18 protein-coding genes are annotated in these 19,483 nt (G+C 64.4%); 6 read left to right on the forward strand and 12 right to left on the reverse strand.

The genetic code is table 11. The annotated features are described in order from the left end of the window. Nucleotides 1–287: 287 nt before the first annotated feature. The 12 genes from ACRESH_RS18660 to ACRESH_RS18715 all read right to left on the reverse strand — a co-directional run bounded on the left by ACRESH_RS18660 (nucleotide 288) and on the right by ACRESH_RS18715 (nucleotide 12,571). Nucleotides 288–1,163: an SDR family oxidoreductase gene (locus tag ACRESH_RS18660; protein ID WP_431743358.1), complete on the reverse strand. Its 876-nt coding sequence runs from the start codon at nucleotides 1,161–1,163 to the stop codon at nucleotides 288–290. Nucleotides 1,164–1,193: 30 nt separating this feature from the next. Then, nucleotides 1,194–2,342, reverse strand: coding sequence for an acetyl-CoA C-acetyltransferase (locus tag ACRESH_RS18665; RefSeq protein ID WP_431743359.1), 1,149 nt, complete (start codon nucleotides 2,340–2,342; stop codon nucleotides 1,194–1,196). Nucleotides 2,343–2,367: 25 nt separating this feature from the next. Beyond that, a complete protein-coding gene (locus ACRESH_RS18670) occupies nucleotides 2,368–3,423 on the reverse strand; it encodes an acyl-CoA dehydrogenase family protein (protein ID WP_431743360.1) in 1,056 nt (351 codons plus the stop codon). A gap of 10 nt (nucleotides 3,424–3,433) precedes the next feature. Beyond that, nucleotides 3,434–4,600 (reverse strand): acyl-CoA dehydrogenase family protein, encoded by a 1,167-nt coding sequence (locus tag ACRESH_RS18675; RefSeq protein WP_431743394.1) that lies wholly within the window; start codon nucleotides 4,598–4,600, stop codon nucleotides 3,434–3,436. 10 nt (nucleotides 4,601–4,610) lie between these two features. Then, entirely contained in the window at nucleotides 4,611–5,366 is a 756-nt protein-coding gene (locus ACRESH_RS18680) for an enoyl-CoA hydratase family protein (RefSeq protein WP_431743361.1), read from the reverse strand. Between the two features lie 11 nt (nucleotides 5,367–5,377). Then, nucleotides 5,378–6,445, reverse strand: coding sequence for an NAD(P)H-dependent flavin oxidoreductase (locus ACRESH_RS18685; RefSeq protein ID WP_431743362.1), 1,068 nt, complete (start codon nucleotides 6,443–6,445; stop codon nucleotides 5,378–5,380). A gap of 2 nt (nucleotides 6,446–6,447) precedes the next feature. Beyond that, nucleotides 6,448–7,317 (reverse strand): enoyl-CoA hydratase, encoded by an 870-nt coding sequence (locus tag ACRESH_RS18690; protein ID WP_431743363.1) that lies wholly within the window; start codon nucleotides 7,315–7,317, stop codon nucleotides 6,448–6,450. A 39-nt stretch (nucleotides 7,318–7,356) separates the two neighbouring features. Further along, nucleotides 7,357–8,160: a CoA-transferase subunit beta gene (locus ACRESH_RS18695; RefSeq protein WP_431743364.1), complete on the reverse strand. Its 804-nt coding sequence runs from the start codon at nucleotides 8,158–8,160 to the stop codon at nucleotides 7,357–7,359. Between the two features lie 12 nt (nucleotides 8,161–8,172). After that, nucleotides 8,173–9,054 carry a CoA transferase subunit A gene (locus ACRESH_RS18700; RefSeq protein WP_431743365.1) on the reverse strand — a complete coding sequence of 294 codons (882 nt, stop codon included), beginning with the start codon at nucleotides 9,052–9,054 and terminating at the stop codon, nucleotides 8,173–8,175. An 11-nt stretch (nucleotides 9,055–9,065) separates the two neighbouring features. Then, nucleotides 9,066–9,965 carry a VOC family protein gene (locus ACRESH_RS18705; protein WP_431743366.1) on the reverse strand — a complete coding sequence of 300 codons (900 nt, stop codon included), beginning with the start codon at nucleotides 9,963–9,965 and terminating at the stop codon, nucleotides 9,066–9,068. Nucleotides 9,966–10,118: 153 nt separating this feature from the next. Continuing rightward, a complete protein-coding gene (locus ACRESH_RS18710) occupies nucleotides 10,119–11,240 on the reverse strand; it encodes an LLM class flavin-dependent oxidoreductase (RefSeq protein WP_431743367.1) in 1,122 nt (373 codons plus the stop codon). Between the two features lie 146 nt (nucleotides 11,241–11,386). Further along, nucleotides 11,387–12,571, reverse strand: coding sequence for a flavin-dependent monooxygenase (locus ACRESH_RS18715; RefSeq protein ID WP_431743368.1), 1,185 nt, complete (start codon nucleotides 12,569–12,571; stop codon nucleotides 11,387–11,389). Between the two features lie 219 nt (nucleotides 12,572–12,790). Between ACRESH_RS18715 and ACRESH_RS18720 the strand changes: the two genes are divergently transcribed. The 6 genes from ACRESH_RS18720 (at nucleotide 12,791) to ACRESH_RS18745 (ending at nucleotide 19,327) form a co-directional block, all read left to right on the forward strand. Continuing rightward, a complete protein-coding gene (locus tag ACRESH_RS18720) occupies nucleotides 12,791–13,306 on the forward strand; it encodes a flavin reductase family protein (RefSeq protein WP_431743369.1) in 516 nt (171 codons plus the stop codon). A 9-nt stretch (nucleotides 13,307–13,315) separates the two neighbouring features. After that, nucleotides 13,316–14,995 (forward strand): FAD-binding protein, encoded by a 1,680-nt coding sequence (locus ACRESH_RS18725; RefSeq protein WP_431743370.1) that lies wholly within the window; start codon nucleotides 13,316–13,318, stop codon nucleotides 14,993–14,995. Further along, nucleotides 14,983–15,735, forward strand: coding sequence for a glucose 1-dehydrogenase (locus ACRESH_RS18730; protein ID WP_431743371.1), 753 nt, complete (start codon nucleotides 14,983–14,985; stop codon nucleotides 15,733–15,735). Before ACRESH_RS18725 ends, ACRESH_RS18730 begins: the two co-directional genes overlap by 13 nt. Before the next feature lie 13 nt (nucleotides 15,736–15,748). Beyond that, on the forward strand, nucleotides 15,749–16,843 hold the full coding sequence (locus ACRESH_RS18735) for a 2Fe-2S iron-sulfur cluster-binding protein (RefSeq protein ID WP_431743372.1): 1,095 nt from the start codon (nucleotides 15,749–15,751) through the stop codon (nucleotides 16,841–16,843). 98 nt (nucleotides 16,844–16,941) lie between these two features. Then, a complete protein-coding gene (locus ACRESH_RS18740; RefSeq protein ID WP_431743373.1) occupies nucleotides 16,942–17,688 on the forward strand; it encodes an SDR family NAD(P)-dependent oxidoreductase in 747 nt (248 codons plus the stop codon). A 67-nt stretch (nucleotides 17,689–17,755) separates the two neighbouring features. Continuing rightward, nucleotides 17,756–19,327, forward strand: a complete 1,572-nt coding sequence (locus ACRESH_RS18745) for a FadD3 family acyl-CoA ligase (protein ID WP_431743374.1) — start codon at nucleotides 17,756–17,758, stop codon at nucleotides 19,325–19,327. Nucleotides 19,328–19,483 lie beyond the last annotated feature (156 nt).

The raw sequence follows: 19,483 nt of genomic DNA on the forward strand, positions 1-19,483 counted from the left end.
GCCGATTAACGCTGCGTCGTTCATGGTGATGGCCTCCAGAGTAAAAACACCCTGCGAAAGCTTAGGCTCCGCAGGGTGCCGGGGTGACCATCTCATTAAGTAGGCCGCCGTAAAGGCGGAAGGGGCCGGCAGCGGCGCTGCATTGAATGGATAGGCTCGCAGCCTCAACGTCCCAACCCAACCCAACCCAACCCAAGGATCCTAGCCCCCAGGATTCCGTGAAGAGCCAAAAAAACCGCACCCTCCTCGCAGAGGGTGCGGCCCGCCTCATCAGCGCAAAACTTCAATCAACTGCCATAGACCTTCTGCGCAGGCAGCACCCGAGCCAGCAGCTGCTCCACCGCCGCGCCGACCTCGGCGACCGCCCAACGGCCCCGGTTGTCCAGCTCCGGTCCACGTCGCCAGCCATCGGCAATCGACAGCTTGCCGCCCTCGACCTCGAACATCTGCCCACTCACCGCTTGCGAGGCCGACGACCCCAACCAGACCACCAGCGGCGCCACATTCTCCGGCGCGAAGTAGTCGAAGCCCTCTTGCGGCCGTTTCATGACCTCGGCAAACACCTCCTCGGTCATCCCCGTGCGCGCCGCCGGGGCCAAGGCGTTGACAGTGATTCCATAACGCCCCAGCTCAGCTGCCTGGACCAGGGTCAGGGCAGCAATCCCGCCCTTGGCCGCGGCATAGTTGGACTGGCCAATGGAGCCCTGCAAGCCGGCTCCAGAACTGGTGTTGATGATCCGCGCAGTCAGGCTGGCGCCACCCTTGGCCTGCTCGCGCCAATAGCGCACGGCATGGCTGGACAGGCAGAAATGCCCCTTCAGGTGAACAGCCATCACCGCGTCCCAGTCCGCCTCGGTCAGGCTGGCGAACATCCGGTCGCGACAGATGCCAGCGTTGTTGACCACCACATCCAGGCCAGCAAAGGTCTCGATGGCCTGGCGCACGATCAGCGCCGCATCGTCATAGCGGGTGATGTCGTTGCTGTTGGCCACCGCCACGCCACCCTCGGCCTGGATCTGCGCGACCACCGATTGCGCCGCCTCACGGTTGATGTCGTTGACCACCACCTTGGCGCCTTCGGCGGCGAAGGCCTGGGCATAGGCGCGGCCCAACCCGCCACCGGCACCGGTGATAATCACTACACGGTTCTCGCAGCTGTGCATTGTCGCTTTCCCCTTGCTGATGCTGTGCGCCTACAGGCGCTCGATAATGGTCACGTTGGCCTGGCCGCCGCCTTCGCACATGGTTTGCAGACCATAGCGGCCACCGCTGCGTTCCAGCTCATGCAACAGGCTGCACATCAGCCGCGTTCCGGTGGCACCAAGCGGATGGCCGAGGGCGATGGCGCCACCGTTGACGTTGGTCTGTGCGTGCGGATAGCCGGTCTCCTTGAGCCAGGCCATAGCCACCGAGGCGAAGGCTTCGTTGATTTCTACGCAGTCGATATCCGCCAGGCTCATCCCGGCGCGCTTGAGGGCATGGACAGTGGCCGGCATTGGCGCGGTCAGCATCCACACCGGGTCGTCCGCACGCACGCTCATGTGATGAATACGCGCACGCGGGGTCAGGCCATAGCGTTTCAAGGCGGCTTCGGAGACGATCAACAGGGCGCTGGCGGCATCGCAGGTCTGGCTCGACACTGCGGCGGTGACCCGGTCACAGCCGAACAGGAACTCAAGCTCAGCCATTTTCGCCAGGCTGGTCTGGCGCGGCGTCTCATCATGGACGACACCGGCCAGTGGCACGATCTCGCGTTCGAAGCGACCCTGTTCGATGGCACGCAAAGCGCGTTGATGGGACTCCAGCGAATAGGCTTCCAGGTCGGCCCGGCTCAACCCCCACTTCTCGGCAATCATCTGCGCCGAACGGAACTGGGTCGGCGGCTGCGCGCCATAGCGTCGCACCCAGCCTTCGGAACCGCTGAACGGGTCTTGGAAACCCAAGGGTTCGGCGGCGGTCATGGCCGAGGAAATCGGGATCTGGGTCATGGTTTGCACGCCACCGGCAATCACCACGTCCTGGGTGCCGCTCATCACCGCTTGCGCGGCAAAGTGCACGGCCTGCTGGGAGGATCCGCACTGGCGGTCAATGGTGGTGCCGGGCACCGCCTGGGACAAGCCGGCGGCCAGCCAGCTGGTGCGAGCGATGTCGCCGGCCAGCGGCCCGATAGTGTCGACGCAGCCGAAAATCACGTCGTCGTAGTCGTCATCGGGAATACCGTTGCGCGCAACCAGCGCGCGCAATACATGGGCGCCCAGGTCGGCCGCGTGGATCTGGCTCAGGCCGCCCTTGCGCCGCCCGGTTGGCGTGCGCAGGGCGTCGACGATGTAGGCTTCAGGCATGATCTACCTCACGAGGGGAACAGGGTCAGAAGGTGCTGCCGGCGCCAATGGCCAGGCGGTTGTCAAACAGCGCGGCACGCACCCGCGCCTTGTGCAGGCCACGGTCACCCCAGAGCTTGTCGAGGGCCCAGGCACGCTTCATGAACAGGTGCAGGTCGACCTCCCAGGTGTAGCCCATGGCGCCGTGCACCTGGATGGCGTTCTTCGCCGCCAGCGCCGCCGCTTCAGCACACGCCAGCTTGGCGTGGGACACGTGTACGGCCTGGCCCGGCAGGTCGTGGGCAACAGCATAAGCGGCGCGGTACAACGGCCCTTTGGCGAATTCAATCAGCACCGCGACATTGGCCATCAGATGCTTGACCGCCTGGAACGAACCGACCGGCTTGCCAAACTGCTTGCGCTCAAAGGTGTAATCCACCGCCAGATCGACCATGCGCTTGGCCAGACCGAGCAATTGCGCGGCGTTGCCCAACGCGCCACAGTTGAAGGCGCTGGCCCACAGCTGCCGCGCCTGCTCGCCAGTGGCCACGCAGGTGGCGGCGCTGGCGTTCCACTGCACCTGGAACAACTGGCGGCTGGGATCGACCGACGCATTGCGCGTAAGGCTCACAGCGCTGCGCTCCACGGCATGCAACGCGTCGCCATGGGCCAGCAATAGCAGGTCAGCGACATGCGCGTCGCTGACCAGCGGGTTGCCCGGCTCGGCCACCGCCAGGCGCGCCGTACCTTCGGCGACCCGCGCCAGCCAGTGCTGCTTGAGCGAGGCGTGTTCTGGGTCGAGGCCTGCGAGCAGCGGCACGCCGACCAGCATGGTCTCCACCAGCGGCTCGGGCAACCCGGCATAGCCGCACTCCTGGGCGATGAGGATGAAGTCGAGCTCGTTCATGCCCATGCCACCGTCAGCTTCCGGCACGGTGATGGCGCTCAGGCCCAATGCCACCAACTGTTCCCAGAGCGCATCGCATCGCCCGCTGTCGCTGTGCCACAGTTCGCGCAGGCGCTCCGGCGTCACTTCATTGAGTAGAAAGCTGCGCACGTTGTCCTGGAACAGCAATTGATCGCTGCTGAAACTAAAATCCATGGTCTGTTCCTCAGGCGCGGGGCATGCCGAGCATGCGTTCGGCGATGATGTTGCGCTGGATCTCGTTGGTGCCGGCATAGATCGGTCCGGCCTGGGCAAACAGGAAACCGTCCAGCCACTGGCCGACGTCGCCGGCGGCTGGCGCCTCGGGCAACAGCTCGGCGCGCAGGCCGAGGATGCTCAGGGCGGTTTCGTGCATGCGCAGGTCAAGCTCCGACCAGAAGATCTTGTTGGTCGAGGACTCCGGCCCGATCTTGCCGCCCTTGACCAGCTGCGAGGCGGTCATGTAGGTCGCCAGGGTGTAGGCCTCGGCGTCCAGCCAGGCACGCATCACGGCCTCGGCGATAGCCGGGTCGCGGTCAGCAGCCTCGCGATTGTCCAGGTACAGCTGCACCAGGCGCCGTGCGGTTTCCTGGAAGCGCGCCGGCGAGCGCAGCATCAGCCCGCGCTCGAAACCGGCGGTGGACATCGCCACATGCCAACCCATGCCCTCGCCACCCAAGGCGTTCTCCACTGGCACCTTGACGTCGTCGAAGAAGATCTCGGCAAAGCCCGGCAAGCCATTGAGCTGGGGGATCGGCCGCACGCTGATGCCCGGAGTATCGAGCGGCAGCAGGATGAAGGTCAGGCCGTGGTGACGCTGGGAGTTGGGGTCGGTACGGAAGATACCGAATACCCAATCGGCCCATACTGCTCGCGTCGACCAGGTCTTCTGGCCGTTGATGACATAGTGCTCGCCAACCCGCTCGGCTTTGCAGCGGATTGCCGCCATGTCGGAGCCTGCGCCCGGCTCTGACCAGCCCTGGGCCCAGATGTCCTGGCCGGTGGCCATGCGCGGCAGGAAACGGGCTTTCTGTGCCTCGCTGCCGAATTCCATCAGGGTCGGACCGAGCAGAAAAATACCGTTCTGGTTGACCCGCGCCGGCGCCCCGGCACGGTAGTACTCTTCTTCAAAGATCAGCCATTCGATCAGGTCACAGCCGCGCCCGCCCAGTTCAGTCGGCCAGGTGACCATGCCCCAGCGTCCTTCGTTGAGCCGCGCCTCCCAGGCCCGATGCTCGGCAAAGCCTTGCTCGGTGTCGAACGATTGCAGCGGATGGGCAGGTACATTGGCCTCGAGCCAGGCCCGCGCTTGGGCACGGAAAGCCTGTTGGGCCGGAGTATAGGTAAGGTCCATGACGGTGCCTTCAGCCGGTGAAGTGGGCATCGCGTTTCTCGACGAACGAGTCACGTGCTTCCTGGGAATCCTGGGTGCGATAGGCTTCGAGGGTGAAGCCCTGCTCCCAGCGGTATTTGTCTTCGAGGTTGCCGTCCTCGATGCCGTTGAGCGCCTCCTTGGCCAGGGTAATCATCGCCGGACTCTTGGCGGCGATGCTGCGCGCTATCTGCAAGGCGGCGTCACGCAGCCCCTCGCGCTTGACCACGCGCTCAACGGCGCCCAGGCGATAGGCTTCGGCGGCGTCGATCATTTCGCCGGTGAAGTACATATGGCGCACCTTCTGCACCGGGAACAAACGCTGCAGGTGGGCACCGCCGCCCATGGCGCCCCGGTCCACCTCCGGCACGCCGAAGCGCGCACAGTCGGCGGCAACAATAATGTCGGCAGCACCACAAATGCCGATCCCGCCGCCAAGGACAAAGCCATGCACGGCGACGATCACCGGTTTCGGGTTACGGTGAATGGCCTTGAAACTGTCGTAGTTACCCTTGTTCACCGCCACGATCAGGTTGCCGTCGGCAGCCAGTTCCTTGATGTCGACCCCGGCACAGAAGCCGCGCCCTTCGGCGCGGATGACGATCACTCGCACCTGTGCATCGCGGCCCAGGGCCTCGATGGCGCTGGCGATGTCGGCCCAGCCCTGGCAGTCGAAGGCATTGACCGGCGGGCAGTCAAAAACCACCTCGGCAATACCGTTGTCGATGTTGACGCTAAATGCTTTCATGCCCTTCCCCTTCACGAAATACGGCGACTCAGTTCACCCAGGCGCGCTTCGGCGTCACGGACAATCTGTTCGATCAACTCGGCGCAGCTCGGCAAGCTGTGGATGCTCGCCGCTACTTGACCTGCAGGCAGCACGCCGGCGGCAGGCTGGCCGTCGACCATGGCCTTTTGGATAACCATCGGCGCGTTGGCGGCCATCAGGCTCTGCGCGGCGCTGAGCTCGCCACTGCCGCGCATCTTCAGCGCACTGGCGAGCAGCTGCGTCAGGCTGGTGCCGCTGTGACGGCGGTAGGCCAGGCCACTCTTGAGTGCCAGCAACCAGCGCTTGAGACTGCCGCTGGCTTCCAGCTCATCGAGCAGCTCGTTGCGGATCATCCGCTGCGGCATGCCGTCGATGGCGCGGCTGACAATGACCGCCGCCGGGTCCTTGACCGCCAGGTAGCGGGCCAACGTCGCCGCGGGTACCGGGCTTTCGGCGCTCATCAGAAAGCGCGTGCCCATGGCAATGCCAGCGGCGCCATAGGCCAAGGCCGCAACCAGACCCTGACCGTCCTTGAAACCACCGGCGGCCACCACCGGCACCTTGAGCGCATCGACCGCCTGGCCAAGCAGCAACGAGGTCGGTACCGAACCGGTATGACCGCCACCCTCGCCGCCCTGGATAGTCACCGCGTCGGCGCCCATCTCCACCGCTTTCTGCGCATGCTTGAGGGCGCCGACAGTCGGTATGCAGACCACCCCGGCGTCCTTGAGCCGGGCAACCATCTGTTTGCCCGGCGAGCGGCTGTAGCTCACGGCCTTGACCTTGTGGCGCAGGACCAGCTCGACGATGTCGCCAGCATTGGCCTGGTACATGTGGAAGTTGACCCCGAACGGCTGATCGGTGAGGCGCCGGGTTTCGATAATCGCCGCCTCCATGCGTGAAGGCTCGATGGTTGCCCCGGCAAGGAAGCCGAAGCCACCGGCATTACTGGTGGCGGCCACCAGTCTTGGCTCTGCGACCCAGCCCATGGCGGTCTGGATGATCGGGTAACGACAGCCCAACAGTTCAGTGAGCGGCGTCTGCAGGCAAACCGTCATGCTCAGGCCCCCTGCTGCTTGCGTTGCGAACTAGCCATGGCGCGGGCGTCGTAGCCGCCCAGGCGGTCACCAGAGACCAGTTCGTTGTGGGCATGGGCGAAGTGATGCAGGCCGAACACCATGTCCATGGTCGCGCGCTTGCCCATCAGGTCTTCGGCGTTGTTCACCGCCTGCTTGCTCAGCTGCAGGCCCAGGCGCGGCATCTGCGCGATGCGCTCGGCGATGGCCAGGGTTTCCTGCTCCAGCGCCTCGCGTGCTACCACGCGGTTGACCATGCCCATCTGGTAGGCCCGCGGCGCCGGCATCGGCGTGCCCATGAAGAGGAACTCCTTGGCGATCCGCGGGTTCAGCTCATGCACGTGGGCAAAGTACTCGACCCCGGGAATGCCCATGCGCACCACCGGATCGGTGAAGTAGGCCTCTTCACTGGCCACGATCAGGTCACAGACCCAGGCCAGCATCAGGCCGCCGGCGATGCAGGCGCCCTGGACCATGGCGATGGTCGGCTTGGGCATCTCCCGCCAGCGCCGGCACATGCCCAGGTAGACCTCCTGCTCGCGGGCGTAGAGAAACTCACCACCCGGCTTGTCAACATGGTCGTACCAGAGGCTGACGCGCTCGAAACTCTGGTTGACGTCACGCTCCGGCGTGCCGATGTCATGGCCGGCAGAAAAGTGCCGGCCAGCACCCCGCAGGACAATGACCTTGACCGCATCGTCAGCGCAGGCCCGGCGAAACGCCGCGTCCAGCGCATAGGTCATCCGCGAGTTCTGGGCATTGTGGTATTGCGGGCGGTTCATGGTGACGATGGCAACCGCACCACGTACCTCGTACAGCACCACCTCGGCCTGATTATTATTCTGCTCGCTCATCGATTGCTTCTCCGGCAAGGCGTACGACCCGGGCCACGTTCAACGCAGGTTGCGCTGGCCCGCTGGGTTGTCTTTCAACTGGCTGGCCCGCAGGTTGTGCGGGTCAAGACGGCGGATCAGCTGCAACTGCGCTTCGCTCGGCGCCGCCGTGGTCGGGCAATCAGCTGGCACCTGCAAGGCAAAGCCGGTGTTATCCAGGACCTCGTCGACGCTGACGCCCGGGTGCAGCGAACGGATCCGCACCTGATGCTGCGGGCCCTGGAAGTCCAAGACACACAGGTCGGTGACGATCAGGCGGATATCGACCTCCTCCAGCGACCAGCCACGGGCCAGGCGCGCCGGGTTGTAGCCGATCGAGGAAACCATATCGACCTCTCCTTCGACGAACACCCGGCGGTTGTGGCTGGGCACAAAGAAGGAGTTGGCGTGGCTGATCGAGTTGCCCGGCAGGCCGCGCACCCCGAGCATCTGCGCCTTGGGTCTGGCGTAGTCGCCGATGCACGACAGGTTGGCCTGGCCAAAGCGGTCGACCTGGATCGGCCCGACCAGGGCATGGCGCTTGCCGCCCCAGACGTTGTCGAAAATCCGTGAGAAACCCATCCAGCTGTCGCGTTTGACCTGGTAGCCATTGCGCGCGCCGAGGGGCACCGGTTCGGCGACCAGGTAGGCCTCGGAATCGGTCATCAGCAACTGCGGATTACTGCTGAGCATACTCAAGGACGCGGCCAGGCGCGGGATCACCCCAATGCCGGTGGCCAGGACCTCACCGTCACCGCGCCAGGCCTCGGAGGCGGCACAGATCATCAATTCGGCAAGGCTGTAAGTCGTTGCTGGCGTGGTCATAAGGAAACTCGCTTAGAAAACCGGCAGGGGAAGCTGGCGAATGCTGGCCAGGCCACCGACCTGTTCCAGGTACTGCTCGTGGGAGCAGGCGACAAATTGCTCGACATAAGCGCGCCAGCCATCGTCGGCCTGGGCCGAGGCGGTGTAGGTCTTGAAGTGCGGGACGTCGAAGCCATACAGCGGCGCGCAGGACGACGGATGGGCGCCACCGGGTACGTGGGCAACCGCGGTCGTCAGGTTGCGCTCCCAGAACACTTGATGCGCGCGCTCCGGTGCACTGTGGAAGTAGTCGCTATCGACCAGGTGGTCGCAGGTCACGTAGCTATGGGTCGCGGCGCGCACGAACACATCATCCATGTAGTGGTCCGGGCCACTGATCTGGCAGACGCCCCGGGCATCGGCGCGGTCGACGTGAATCAGCGCGGCATCGAGCTTGAGCGCCGGCATTGCGACCCAGTCCTTGCCGTCGGCATAGGGCGAGGCAACCAGCTTGATCTGCGGGTTGTGACGCAGCACATCGGTGCCCAGCCCCACCGCGGTGGGAATGAACGGCACGCCCATGGCGGCTGCGCGCAAACCGAGCAGCAGCATGCCTTCATCGATTTCCATCACCTCGATGGCCGCGTCCTGCCGGGCTTTGCGAAAGTACGGCTCGAGCGGAATGAAATCGAGGGAGACGAAGGCGAACACCAGCTTCTTGACCTTGCCGGCGGCGCACAGCATGCCGACGTCGGCACCGCCGTAGGCGACCACCGTCAGGTCCTTGAGATCCGAGCGAAGAATCTCGCGGATCAGCGCCATCGGCTTGCGCCGTGGGCCCCAGCCACCGATGCCGATGGTCATGCCATCGTGCAACTGCCCAACCATCTGGGCCGTGGTCATTTGTTTGTCCATCGTTGTTGTCCTTATTGGCGACCGACACTGAAGTCGTGGCCCCAGTGGCTGACCACTGTGCTTTCGAAGGGGGTGTGCAGGTCCCAGTCGACCACCAGGCCATCACAGCCGTACTCCAGGTCGAACCCGGAGGGGGTTTTCATGTAGAACGAGACCATCTGGTCATTGGTGTGCTGGCCGAGAGTGGCCGACAGCTTGACGCCGTTGGCGTGCATGCGATCCAGCGCGAGGCCGACCTCGTCCAGGGCGTTGACCTCAACCATCATGTGCACACAGCCGTGAGGCACCGGGCATTCGAAGATCGCCAGGGAATGGTGGCGGCCGTTGTTGCAGTGGAGAAAGTGAATACGTTTTTCCGGCTCGGCCGGGTCTGGGGTAAAGCGTACTTTCATCAGGTCCGAGAGGCCGAAGCCCAGCACCCGTTGGTAGAAGTCCCGGCAGCGATCGAAGGCCGGGGCTGGCAGCACGACATGGCCCATGCCCAACTCATTGGTGACAAAGCCCTTGACCCCGACGGGCGAGACGAACCGGGCAAAATCCTGGCGCGGTCCCCAGAACAGTTCGTGGCGGTTGCCGTCCGGGTCACTGAACAGCGCCAGCGCCTGCACCTTGCGCAGCTCGGCCTGGGCGGCACTGGCGCGCTCGACCGGCACACCGGCCTGTTCCAGCTCGGCAAGCGCCTGATCGAAGGCAGCCTCGCCGGCCAGCTCCCAGCCGCAGGCAGCAAAGCTGTCCTGCTCGCTCTTGAGTACCAGGATGCGGTACGGGCGCTCATCCATCTTCAGATAGAGTCGCTCGTCCTCAGCGCCATCTTCGACCACCATCATGCCCAGTACCTGGCTCGCGTAGTGACGCCATTGCGCCAGGTCGGTGGATAGCAGGGTGACGTAACCCAGACCGCGGATATCCATGCTTGTTATCCTTGTGTTGATCGACGTGTTGATCGCCATTCAAACCAGTTGCGCCAAGCCCGGCATCGTCTGATGGGACTAGCGGGATTGGGGGGGATTTCGCGGGATAAGCCCGCTCCCACAGTGTGTGTGAGCGGGCTTGCCCCGCGATGATCACTGCTTGCGAAAATGCGGGATCACCTTCTCGCCGATGTTGCGCAGGGTCTCAAGCTGGGCCCATTGCGGTACGGTGCCCATCTGGCAGATGAACAGGATTTCATCGGCGCCGGCGTCGATCAGGCGCTGCACATAACCGATGCAATCCTCGACCGTGCCGTAGGCATGGTTGGGGTTCATCATCGCCATGGTCGGGTCGGAGAAGTCGACGCTGACCTCCTCGGAGGCGAAGCGTGATTTGATGACGCTCTGGCCATTACCATCGACGTAGGTGTCGTCTTTCCATTTTTCCGGGTCCGGACGCTCGCCACCGCCATACCAGTAGCCCAGCGACTCCATGAAGTAGCGCTGACCACGAATGCCGATACGACGGGCCATTTCGTTGTCGTCCAGGACGATGGCCGGGCACAGCGCAGCGATGTGGCGGTTGGGACGGAAGCCCACCTGCTTCTTCTCGTCACGGCTGTCCCAGGCCTGATGGTAGACCTCGACCTTCTTGGCGATTTCTTCCGGTCCGCCAAAGCCCAGTACCAGCGCGCCCATGCCGCGACCGCCAGCGTTCTTCAGCGATTCGGTGTTAGTGCAGGCCAGGTACATCGGCGGATGTGGATCCTGGTACGGCTTGGGGTGGATCGGCCGCTTGGGGATCTGCACGAAATCGCCGTGGTGCTCGATCTCGTCTTGCACGAACATTTTCGGGATCAGGTACATGGCTTCATCGATCTGCGGTTGCAGGGTCGCCAGGTCGTAGCCAAAGGTGCCTGCCTCCTGCTGGGTACCGCCCTTGCCCACGCCGAAATGCACCCGCCCCTTGGACAGCAGGTCGAGGGTAGCGATGCGCTCAGCCACCTTGACCGGGTGGTTCATCGCTGGCGGCAGGCAGACCACACCATGGCCAATACCGATGCGCTCGGTCTTGCCGGCAACAAAGGCGAGCATGGTTTCCGGCGCCGACATGTGCGAGTAGTTGCTCAGCGCGGTGTGTTCCACGCACCAGAAGGTGTCGAAACCGAGCTGGTCGGCCAGCACCGCTTGCTCGACGGTGTCATCGAAGATCTTGCGGTCGCCCTCGCGGCTGGAGTCCACCGTCTGCGCTTCGTAAATCAATGAGAATTTCATGCGTGATCCTTTGTTCTTGTTAACGGCTCGGTCGGCGCCAGTGACCCGCGCCTTGCCCCCATGCTCGGGGATCGCCACAAGGCTCGAATCCCGCAAACGGACTAGCCGGTTTCAGTGATCGATCGCGGGCAAGCCCGCGCCGTGGTTCAGAGGAAGAAGTCGCTGCTGTCCTGGCCCATGCTCACGCCCCCCAGGTTCCAGGCGTACTTGGCCGGGTTGTTGGCCACGTGGGCGCGGCCGGTGTGGATGTCGCGGAAGCTGCGGTTGATCGCGTGGCTGCGGAAAATGGTCGACGCACCGCTGTTGAACATCAGCTCGGCGACGGCCTTGGCGCACTTGTCGACGACCAGCGCCGAGTCGTAGCGCATCTTCACCCGTGCCTGCATGTCCAGTGCTTCGCCCGCCTTCGCCGCGTGCAGCATGAAGTCGAAATTGCGCAGCAATACGGTCTTGCACTCATCGACACAGACCATGGCATTGGCCAGGGCCGTCTGCGCGGCCGGGTCCTGGAGCATCTTGCGCCCGTCGTTGACGCCGACACGGCTGCGGTTGTGTTCAACGAACAGATCAACCGCGCCCTGCAAGGCACCGATGGCCGAAGACGACACGGCGCGCACGAAGATCTGTCCGAACGGCAAGCGGAACAAGGGTGCGCTGTTGACCACGTTACCCGGGCTGTTCTGCATAAAGCCGTCGATGGCGCGGTGAGTGCGGTGTTCCGGGACAAAGGCGTTTTCCACCAGGATATCGTGAGAGCCGGTAGCCTCCAGGCCCATGACGTTCCAGTTGTCGAGGATCTGGTAGTCACTGCGTGGCACCAGGAAAGTCCGGTAATCCGGCGCCCCGCCCGCTTCTGGCGACGGCACCAGGGCACCCAGGAACACCCAGTCGCAATGCTTGCTGCCCGAGGAGAACCCCCAGCGTCCGCTGAGTTTGAAGCCGCCCTCGACCCGCTCGACTTTGCCCACCGGCATATAGGAGGACGAAATCAGCACACTCGAATCCTTTCCCCAGACATCCTGCGCCGCGCGATCGTCGAACAGCGCCAGCTGCCAGTTGTGGATGGCCACCACCCCCAGCACCCATGCCGAAGACATGCAGCCTTCGGCCAGGGTCATCTGTATCTCGAAAAAGTCCCGAGGCTCCAGCTCGTAACCTTGCCAACGCGCCGGTTGCAGGATGCGGAAGAAACCGGCCTGGTGAAAATCCTCCAGAGTGTCCTGCGGCAGCTGGCCCAACTGGGCGGCATGGGCGGCACGCTCACGCAGGATCGGTACCAGCTCGCGGGCACGCTGGCGCAGACGCTGGCGTATCAGGTCTTGATTGAGCATCTTGTTATTCTCCTCTGATCACCCCATCCGCCGGGGCGCGCGTGCAGCAGAGGCGCAAGCGGCCTCCTGCCCGGCATTCAAACAAGGCCGAAGGGGAGCCAACATCCCTCAAACGGACCATGCCGCGGCGGCGTGCCTCGACTAGTCCCCTCGGACGATGTTGGGGGTTGAGGTCGTTGCAAGAATTCATCGCACTCCAAGCCAACCAGAGGCCGTGCGATGAACAACAACAATCTCAAAGCCGACATGCTCCAGGCCATGCGCCGCCTGGCCAAGTCCGTGACCATCATCAGTACCAGCAACGGCACCGAGCGCTTCGCCATGGCCGCCACAGCGGTCGACTCCCTGAGCACCGAGCCGCCTTCGCTGCTGATCTGTGTGAACACCAGCGCCTCGCCTCATGCCACCCTGGCAACCGGCGCGGACTTCTGCGTGAACATCCTCGGACTCGAACAGCAAGACCTGGCGCACCTGTGCAGCGGTGCGATCAAGGGTGAAGCGCGCTTCGAACGCGGCAACTGGCAAACCAGCGAGGAAGGCATTCCTTACCTCGCCGACGCCCAGTCGTCGATTCTCTGCCGCCAGGACGGACACATGACCTATGGCACCCACACCATTTTCATCGGACGCATCCTGCGCATTCGCACCAGCGCCACCATCACCCCGCTGGTCTACCTCGACGGCAGCTACACCACCACCGCAGCCCCCGCCCGCCCAATAGCAGCCGCGAGCTGAGGGGCCGCCATGGATCGCCTGACGGCGTTGACGCCACTGCGTGTGAGCAGTGCCGAGCAATTGCGCTGGGACGAGCAGGCCGAGCTGCTGGTGGTCGGCTTCGGCGGCGCTGGCGCATGCGCCGCCATCGAAGCGGCCAGCCACGGGCTCAGTGTGCTGGCCCTGGACCGTTTCGACGGCGGCGGTGCCACGGCGCTCAGCGGTGGCGTGGTCTACGCCGGTGGCGGCACGCCCTACCAGCAGCGTGCCGGCTATCAGGACAGCGTCGAGGCGATGTTCAACTACCTGCGCCAGGAGGTCGGCGACGCGGTTGGCGAGACCACCTTGCGCGACTTCTGTGAACGTAGCCGCGAGCAACTGACCTGGCTGGAACGCCAGGGGGTAACCTTCGAGGCCAGTGTGCCGCCGCAAAAAACCTCGTACCCCAGCGACCAGTACTACCTGTATTACTCAGGCAACGAAGCCGTACCGGCCTATGCCGCCCACGCTGCCCCTGCGCCGCGCGGGCACCGGGCCAAGGGGCCGGGGATGTCCGGTGCCAGTCTGTTCGCGCCATTGCGGGCCAGCGCCTTGCGCCAGGGCGTGCGCTTGCGCAGCCAATGCGAAGTTCGCCAGCTAGTGCTGGATGACAGCGACCGGGTCCTGGGCGTCGAAGCCTGGCAACTAGCCCCGGGCAGCCGCGCCGCTCGCCGCCATGCCCGTCTGGCACGCTGGGCCAGCGCCATTCATATGTACGCCCCGGCGCTGGCCGAGCAACTGCGCAAACGCCTGCGACGGATCGAACAGCGTCATGCCGTGCGCACCTTGATCCGCGCCAGCAAAGGCGTATTGCTCAGCTGCGGCGGTTTCATCTTCAACCGTGCCCTGGTCAAGCATCACGCGCCGCAGTACCTGGCGGGCCTGCCGTTGGGGACTACCGCCTGTGACGGCAGCGGCATCGCCCTGGGCCAGAGCGCCGGTGGCGCGCTGGCACGCATGGACAAGATCAGTGCCTGGCGCTTCATCAACCCGCCGCTGGCGTGGGCCCGCGGGATGATCGTCAACGGCCAGGGCCGGCGCTACTGCAACGAAGAGGTCTACGGCGCCACCCTCGGCCATGCCATGGTCGAGGAACAGAATGGCCGGGCCATCCTGATTCTCAACCGCACCCTGGTGCGCGAAGCGCTCAGCCAGGTGGGCCCGGGCAAGGTCTGGCAGTTCCAGCGCGTGCCGGTGCTGCTCAACCTGCTGTTCAACGTGCGGCGCAGCAAGAGCCTGGAAACCCTCGCCAAGCGCTATGGGCTGCCGAGCGACAGCCTGCGCCAGAGCGTGGCGGCTTACAGCTGCGCGGCGCGCGGCGAAATGGCCGATCCGCTGGGTAAATCGCCGGCCATGCTCAGCTCGCTGGAAGCCGGGCCCTGGTACGCCCTCGACCTGTCCTATGACAGCCGCCTGTTTCCCTGCCCAGCCATCACCCTTGGCGGCCTGCGTGTCAATGAACGCAGCGGCCAGGTATTGGACCTGCACGGCGCGCCTATCGCCGGGTTGTACAGCGCCGGGCGCAGCGCGGTGGGCATCGCTTCCAATCTGTATGTCTCCGGCCTGTCGCTGGCCGACTGCATCTATTCCGGTCGGCGTGCGGCGGCGCACATCGCCGCGCTCACCGATCCCAACAGCGCTACATCAGGAGTACAACCATGCAACGTGTAGAAGGCAAAGTCTGCATTGTCACCGGCGCCGCCAGCGGCATCGGTCGCGAAGATGCCCTGCTGCTGGCCAGCCAGGGCGCCCGGGTGGTGCTCACCGACCTCAATGAACAGGCCGGTCGTGAGGTCGCCGCCGAGATCGGCGCCAATGCCCTGTTCATCCGCCATGACATTGCCAGCGAAGACGATTGGCAACGGGTGATCAAGACCACGCTGGAACACTTCGGGCGCCTCGATGTGCTGGTCAACAACGCCGCCATCCTGGTGCCAGGGACCATCGAAGACACCTCGCTGGAAGTCTGGCAGAAGGTGCAGAAGATCAACGGCGACGGTTATTTCCTTGGCTGCAAGTACGCCATCGCGGCGATGAAGGAAAGCGGCGGCTCGATCGTCAATATGTCCTCGGTGGCGGCCCTGGGCGCCATGCCGATGTTCTGTGCCTATTCCGCCTCCAAGGGCGCAGTCGCGGCGATGACCCGCTCGATTGCCCTGCACTGCAAACAGAAGGGCTACCGCATCCGCTGCAACAGTGTGCACCCGGACGGGGTCAACACGCCGATGACCCAGGCCCTGACCGGCGGCCAGGTAATCGACCAGGCACTGCTCGACCAGGACCCGATGAACCGTATGTGCGCACCACGGGATATCGCCAATGTGGTGCTGTTCCTGGCCAGCGATGAGTCGCGTTTCGTCAACGGCGCCGAGGTGCGCGTCGACAACGCTCAATTGATCAGCGGTATTTGAGGTCAGGATGAACATGGGCATGCAAGCGCTTGAGCAGGACTCGCTCGCTTCCACCAGCGCGGGAAGCTATCGGCTGCAAGTCAGCGCGGTGATCGACGAAACCGCCGACGCGCGTTCACTGGTACTGGAGGTGCCGGCGCCACTGCGCGAGCGGTTTCGCTACAAGCCAGGCCAGTTCCTCAGCTTTCGCGTGCCCTGCGCCGGCAAACTCCTGACCCGCTGCTACTCCATGGCCAGCTCGCCGGTTTGCGATGCCCAGCCCAAGGTCACCATCAAGCGGGTTGCCGGCGGCCGGGTGTCAAACTGGATGAATCAGCACGTGCAGGTCGGCGACTGGCTCGAAGTGCTGCCTCCCGCCGGGCACTTTTGCCTGGGTGAACAGCACGCTGGCGACAGTGCACGGCCGCTGGTGCTGTTCGGCGGCGGCTCCGGTATCACCCCGGTGATGTCCATTCTCAAGTCGTCGCTGCACACCAGCAAGCGACGGATCAAACTGATCTACGCCAACCGCGACGAAGCGTCGGTGATCTTTCGCGACGAGCTGCGGCAACTGAGCCAGGACCATCCGCATCGGCTGGAGATCATTCACCTGCTCGATTCGCTCCAGGGCTTTCTCAGCGAAGCTCAGGTGCGCCAACTAGTGCAGGGTCAGCGTGGCGGCGATTATTTCATCTGCGGTCCGGGGCCGTTCATGGATACCGTCGAACGTAGCCTGCTGGCCCTGGGTGAAGCTGCCCAGTGCATTCATGTCGAGCGCTTTGTCTCGCCGCCCGACCCCGATGAAGTCGCGGCGCAAGAGGCCATTGCCCGTGCGGCGAGTATCGGTTCGGCCTGCCAATTGCTGCTAGTGGAGCTGGACAGCCAGCAACACGAAATCCCCTGTCGCCCCGGCGATACCTTGCTGCAAAGCTGCCGGGCCGCCGGCCTGGACGTGCCGTCGTCTTGCGAGGAAGGTTTCTGCGGGGCCTGCATGTGCACGGTGCTGGAGGGTGAGACGCGCCTGGCGCGCAACGATGTGCTCAGCGCCCGGGAGTTGCAGGACGGTTGGACCCTGGCCTGCCAGAGCCGTCCGCTCGGCGCCCGGGTACGCTTGAAGTTCCCCGGTTGAGGCGGCGTGCCCGCTAGTCTCAATGGACGATCACCTCGTACGTGTCTGCGGTTAGACTCGGCGTCAGGAAGCTCCACAACAATAAGAGAGGTTCAGTTATGGCTCGTTTGCACAACAAGGTCGCCGTGGTCACCGGTGGCGCATCGGGTATCGGCCTGGCGTGCGTGCGCCGCTTCAGCGCCGAGGGCGCCCAGGTCGTGGGCCTGGACATCGGCGAGGCCCCGGCGGACTTTCCCGGCCTGTTCATGACCCTGGATGTGCGCGATGAGACGCGGGTGCAACAGGTGATGGGCGAAGTCATCAGCCGCTTCGGCGGCATCGACGTGCTGGTCAATGCCGCCGGTGTCGCCGACCAGGGCAGCGTGACGCAAACCAGCACCGCCAACTGGCAGCGGGTACTGGACATCAACCTCACCGGCAGCATGCTCACCAGCAAGCACGTGTTGGCGCAGATGGAGTCGCAGCGCAGCGGCTCGATCATCAACATCGGCTCGATCTTCGGCCTGCAGGGCTGCGACGGCAACGTCGCTTACAACGTCTCCAAGGGCGGTATCAACCAGCTGACCCGCTCCATGGCCATTGATTACGGCTATGCCAATATCCGCGTCAATGGCCTGTGCCCCGGCCTGATTGAAACACCGATGACCAGCATGGTCCGCGAACAACAGGCGTTCCATGCGTTCTTCGCTTCGCAGCACATGCTCAACCGCTCCGGGCAACCGGACGAGGTGGCGAATGTCGCCCTGTTCCTCGCCTCGGACGAGTCCTCTTTCGTCAGCGGCCAGATGATCGCCGTGGACGGCGGCTTCTCCGCCGGCCGCCGCTTCGCCCCACCCAGCGCCTGACCACGTCGGCCGGGCGCCCTGCCCGGCCGTTTTTCCTGCTCCTTCATCCTCTGCCTGAGGAGGCATCATGCCGTCTGTCGAAAACGCTCTGACCATCGCCCAACTGTTCGCCAACGCGGCCCGTGTTTACGGCGACAGCGCGGCCATCGAGGATGGCCAGCGCATCAGCTACCGCCAGCTCGAACAGCTTCGCCAGCACGCCGCCCGCGCCTTGCTGGCCCTGGACGTGCAAGTGGCGGACCGCGTGGCGATCTGGGCGCCCAATCTCTGGGAATGGATTGTCGCGGCCGGCGCCCTGCAGAGCATCGGTGCCACCCTGGTGCCGCTGAACACGCGAATGAAGGGCAGCGAGGCCGGGCATGTGCTGCGTGAGAGCAACGCCTGCGTGCTGTTCAGCATCAGCCGCTTCCTCGGCACCGACTACCCCGGCATGCTGGCCACCGAAGCCTTGCCGGCGTTGTGCCAGGTCATCCACTTGCGCCCTGAAGCGCCCGTGGCGGGTGGCCTGGGCTGGGATGAGTTCATGGCGTTGGCCGAGCAGGTGCCAGAAGCCACGCTGCAAGCCCGCGAACAGTGCGTCGGCCCCCAGGTGTTATCCGACCTGCTGTTCACCTCCGGCACCTCCGGCACGCCCAAGGGCGTGATGACCCAGCAGGGGCAGAACCTGCGCGTGGTACGGGACTGGAGCGAGATCGTCGGCTTGCGCGCGGGGGATCGTTACCTGATCGTCAATCCGTTCTTCCATTCCTTCGGCTACAAGGCCGGCTGGCTGGCAGCGCTGATGCGCGGCTGCACCATCGTGCCGCAGCAGGTGTTCGAGGTGCAGGCGCTGCTCGATTGCGTCCAGCGTGAGCGCATCAACGTGCTACCTGGCCCGCCGACCCTCTACCAATCGCTGCTGGCCCATCCGCAGCGCCAGGCGTACGACCTCAGCTCGTTGCGCATCGCGGTCACCGGAGCTGCGGCGATCCCGGTGGAGATGATCCGGCGCATGCGCGATGAACTGGGCTTTGCCACCGTCGTCACCGCCTACGGCCTCACCGAAGTCTGCGGCTTTGCCAGCATCTGTCGCCCTGGCGACAGTGCCGAACGCGTCGCCAACACCAGTGGGCGGGCCATGCCTGGGGTTGAAATCCGCTGTGTGAACAGCAACGGCGCCAGGGTGCCGGCCAATGTGCCGGGTGAAGTGCTGATCCGTGGCTACAACCTGATGCAGGGTTACCTCAATGACCCGCAAGCGAGCCAGGACGTCATCGATGCCGAGGGCTGGTTGCATACCGGTGATATCGGCGTGCTCGATGAAGACGGCTACCTGCGTATCACCGACCGGCTCAAGGACATGTTCATTACCGGTGGATTCAACGTCTACCCGGCAGAAATCGAGCAGTCGCTGCTGCTGCATCCCAGCGTCGCCCAGGCGGCGGTGATCGGCATTGCCGACGAGCGCATGGGGGAAGTAGCCATGGCGTTCCTGTTGCCGGTGCCCGGGCAGGAGATTGATCCGCTGCAGTTCGTTGCCTGGTGCCGGGAGCAGATGGCCAACTACAAAGTGCCACGGCGGGTGCAGGTGATTGAAGCCATGCCGCTCAATGCCACGGGCAAGGTGGCCAAGCAGGTGTTGCGTGAGCGCTGGGTTTAGTTTCGGCTCTTCACGGAATCCTGGGGACTATGATCCTTGGGTTGGGTTGTTGAGGCTGCGAGCTTATCCATTCGCTGTGGCGCCGCTGCTGGCCCCTTCCGCCTTTACGGCGGGTCCCTTTTGTCTTGGCAAAAGGAACCAAAACCGCTCGCTCCT

Origin of the sequence: Pseudomonas sp. (genome assembly GCF_050739775.1) — a bacterium.
Classification (GTDB): domain Bacteria; phylum Pseudomonadota; class Gammaproteobacteria; order Pseudomonadales; family Pseudomonadaceae; genus Aquipseudomonas.

Excerpts from the sequence above, each read along its gene's own strand:
- ACRESH_RS18660 (WP_431743358.1), bottom strand. The coding sequence starts at position 1,163 with ATGCACAGCTGCGAGAACCGTGTAGTGATTATCACCGGTGCCGGTGGC.
- ACRESH_RS18665 (WP_431743359.1), bottom strand. The coding sequence starts at position 2,342 with ATGCCTGAAGCCTACATCGTCGACGCCCTGCGCACGCCAACCGGGCGG.
- ACRESH_RS18670 (WP_431743360.1), bottom strand. The coding sequence starts at position 3,423 with ATGGATTTTAGTTTCAGCAGCGATCAATTGCTGTTCCAGGACAACGTG.
- ACRESH_RS18675 (WP_431743394.1), bottom strand. The coding sequence starts at position 4,600 with ATGGACCTTACCTATACTCCGGCCCAACAGGCTTTCCGTGCCCAAGCG.
- ACRESH_RS18680 (WP_431743361.1), bottom strand. The coding sequence starts at position 5,366 with ATGAAAGCATTTAGCGTCAACATCGACAACGGTATTGCCGAGGTGGTT.
- ACRESH_RS18685 (WP_431743362.1), bottom strand. The coding sequence starts at position 6,445 with ATGACGGTTTGCCTGCAGACGCCGCTCACTGAACTGTTGGGCTGTCGT.
- ACRESH_RS18690 (WP_431743363.1), bottom strand. The coding sequence starts at position 7,317 with ATGAGCGAGCAGAATAATAATCAGGCCGAGGTGGTGCTGTACGAGGTA.
- ACRESH_RS18695 (WP_431743364.1), bottom strand. The coding sequence starts at position 8,160 with ATGACCACGCCAGCAACGACTTACAGCCTTGCCGAATTGATGATCTGT.
- ACRESH_RS18700 (WP_431743365.1), bottom strand. The coding sequence starts at position 9,054 with ATGGACAAACAAATGACCACGGCCCAGATGGTTGGGCAGTTGCACGAT.
- ACRESH_RS18705 (WP_431743366.1), bottom strand. The coding sequence starts at position 9,965 with ATGGATATCCGCGGTCTGGGTTACGTCACCCTGCTATCCACCGACCTG.
- ACRESH_RS18710 (WP_431743367.1), bottom strand. The coding sequence starts at position 11,240 with ATGAAATTCTCATTGATTTACGAAGCGCAGACGGTGGACTCCAGCCGC.
- ACRESH_RS18715 (WP_431743368.1), bottom strand. The coding sequence starts at position 12,571 with ATGCTCAATCAAGACCTGATACGCCAGCGTCTGCGCCAGCGTGCCCGC.
- ACRESH_RS18720 (WP_431743369.1), top strand. The coding sequence starts at position 12,791 with ATGAACAACAACAATCTCAAAGCCGACATGCTCCAGGCCATGCGCCGC.
- ACRESH_RS18725 (WP_431743370.1), top strand. The coding sequence starts at position 13,316 with ATGGATCGCCTGACGGCGTTGACGCCACTGCGTGTGAGCAGTGCCGAG.
- ACRESH_RS18730 (WP_431743371.1), top strand. The coding sequence starts at position 14,983 with ATGCAACGTGTAGAAGGCAAAGTCTGCATTGTCACCGGCGCCGCCAGC.
- ACRESH_RS18735 (WP_431743372.1), top strand. The coding sequence starts at position 15,749 with ATGGGCATGCAAGCGCTTGAGCAGGACTCGCTCGCTTCCACCAGCGCG.
- ACRESH_RS18740 (WP_431743373.1), top strand. The coding sequence starts at position 16,942 with ATGGCTCGTTTGCACAACAAGGTCGCCGTGGTCACCGGTGGCGCATCG.
- ACRESH_RS18745 (WP_431743374.1), top strand. The coding sequence starts at position 17,756 with ATGCCGTCTGTCGAAAACGCTCTGACCATCGCCCAACTGTTCGCCAAC.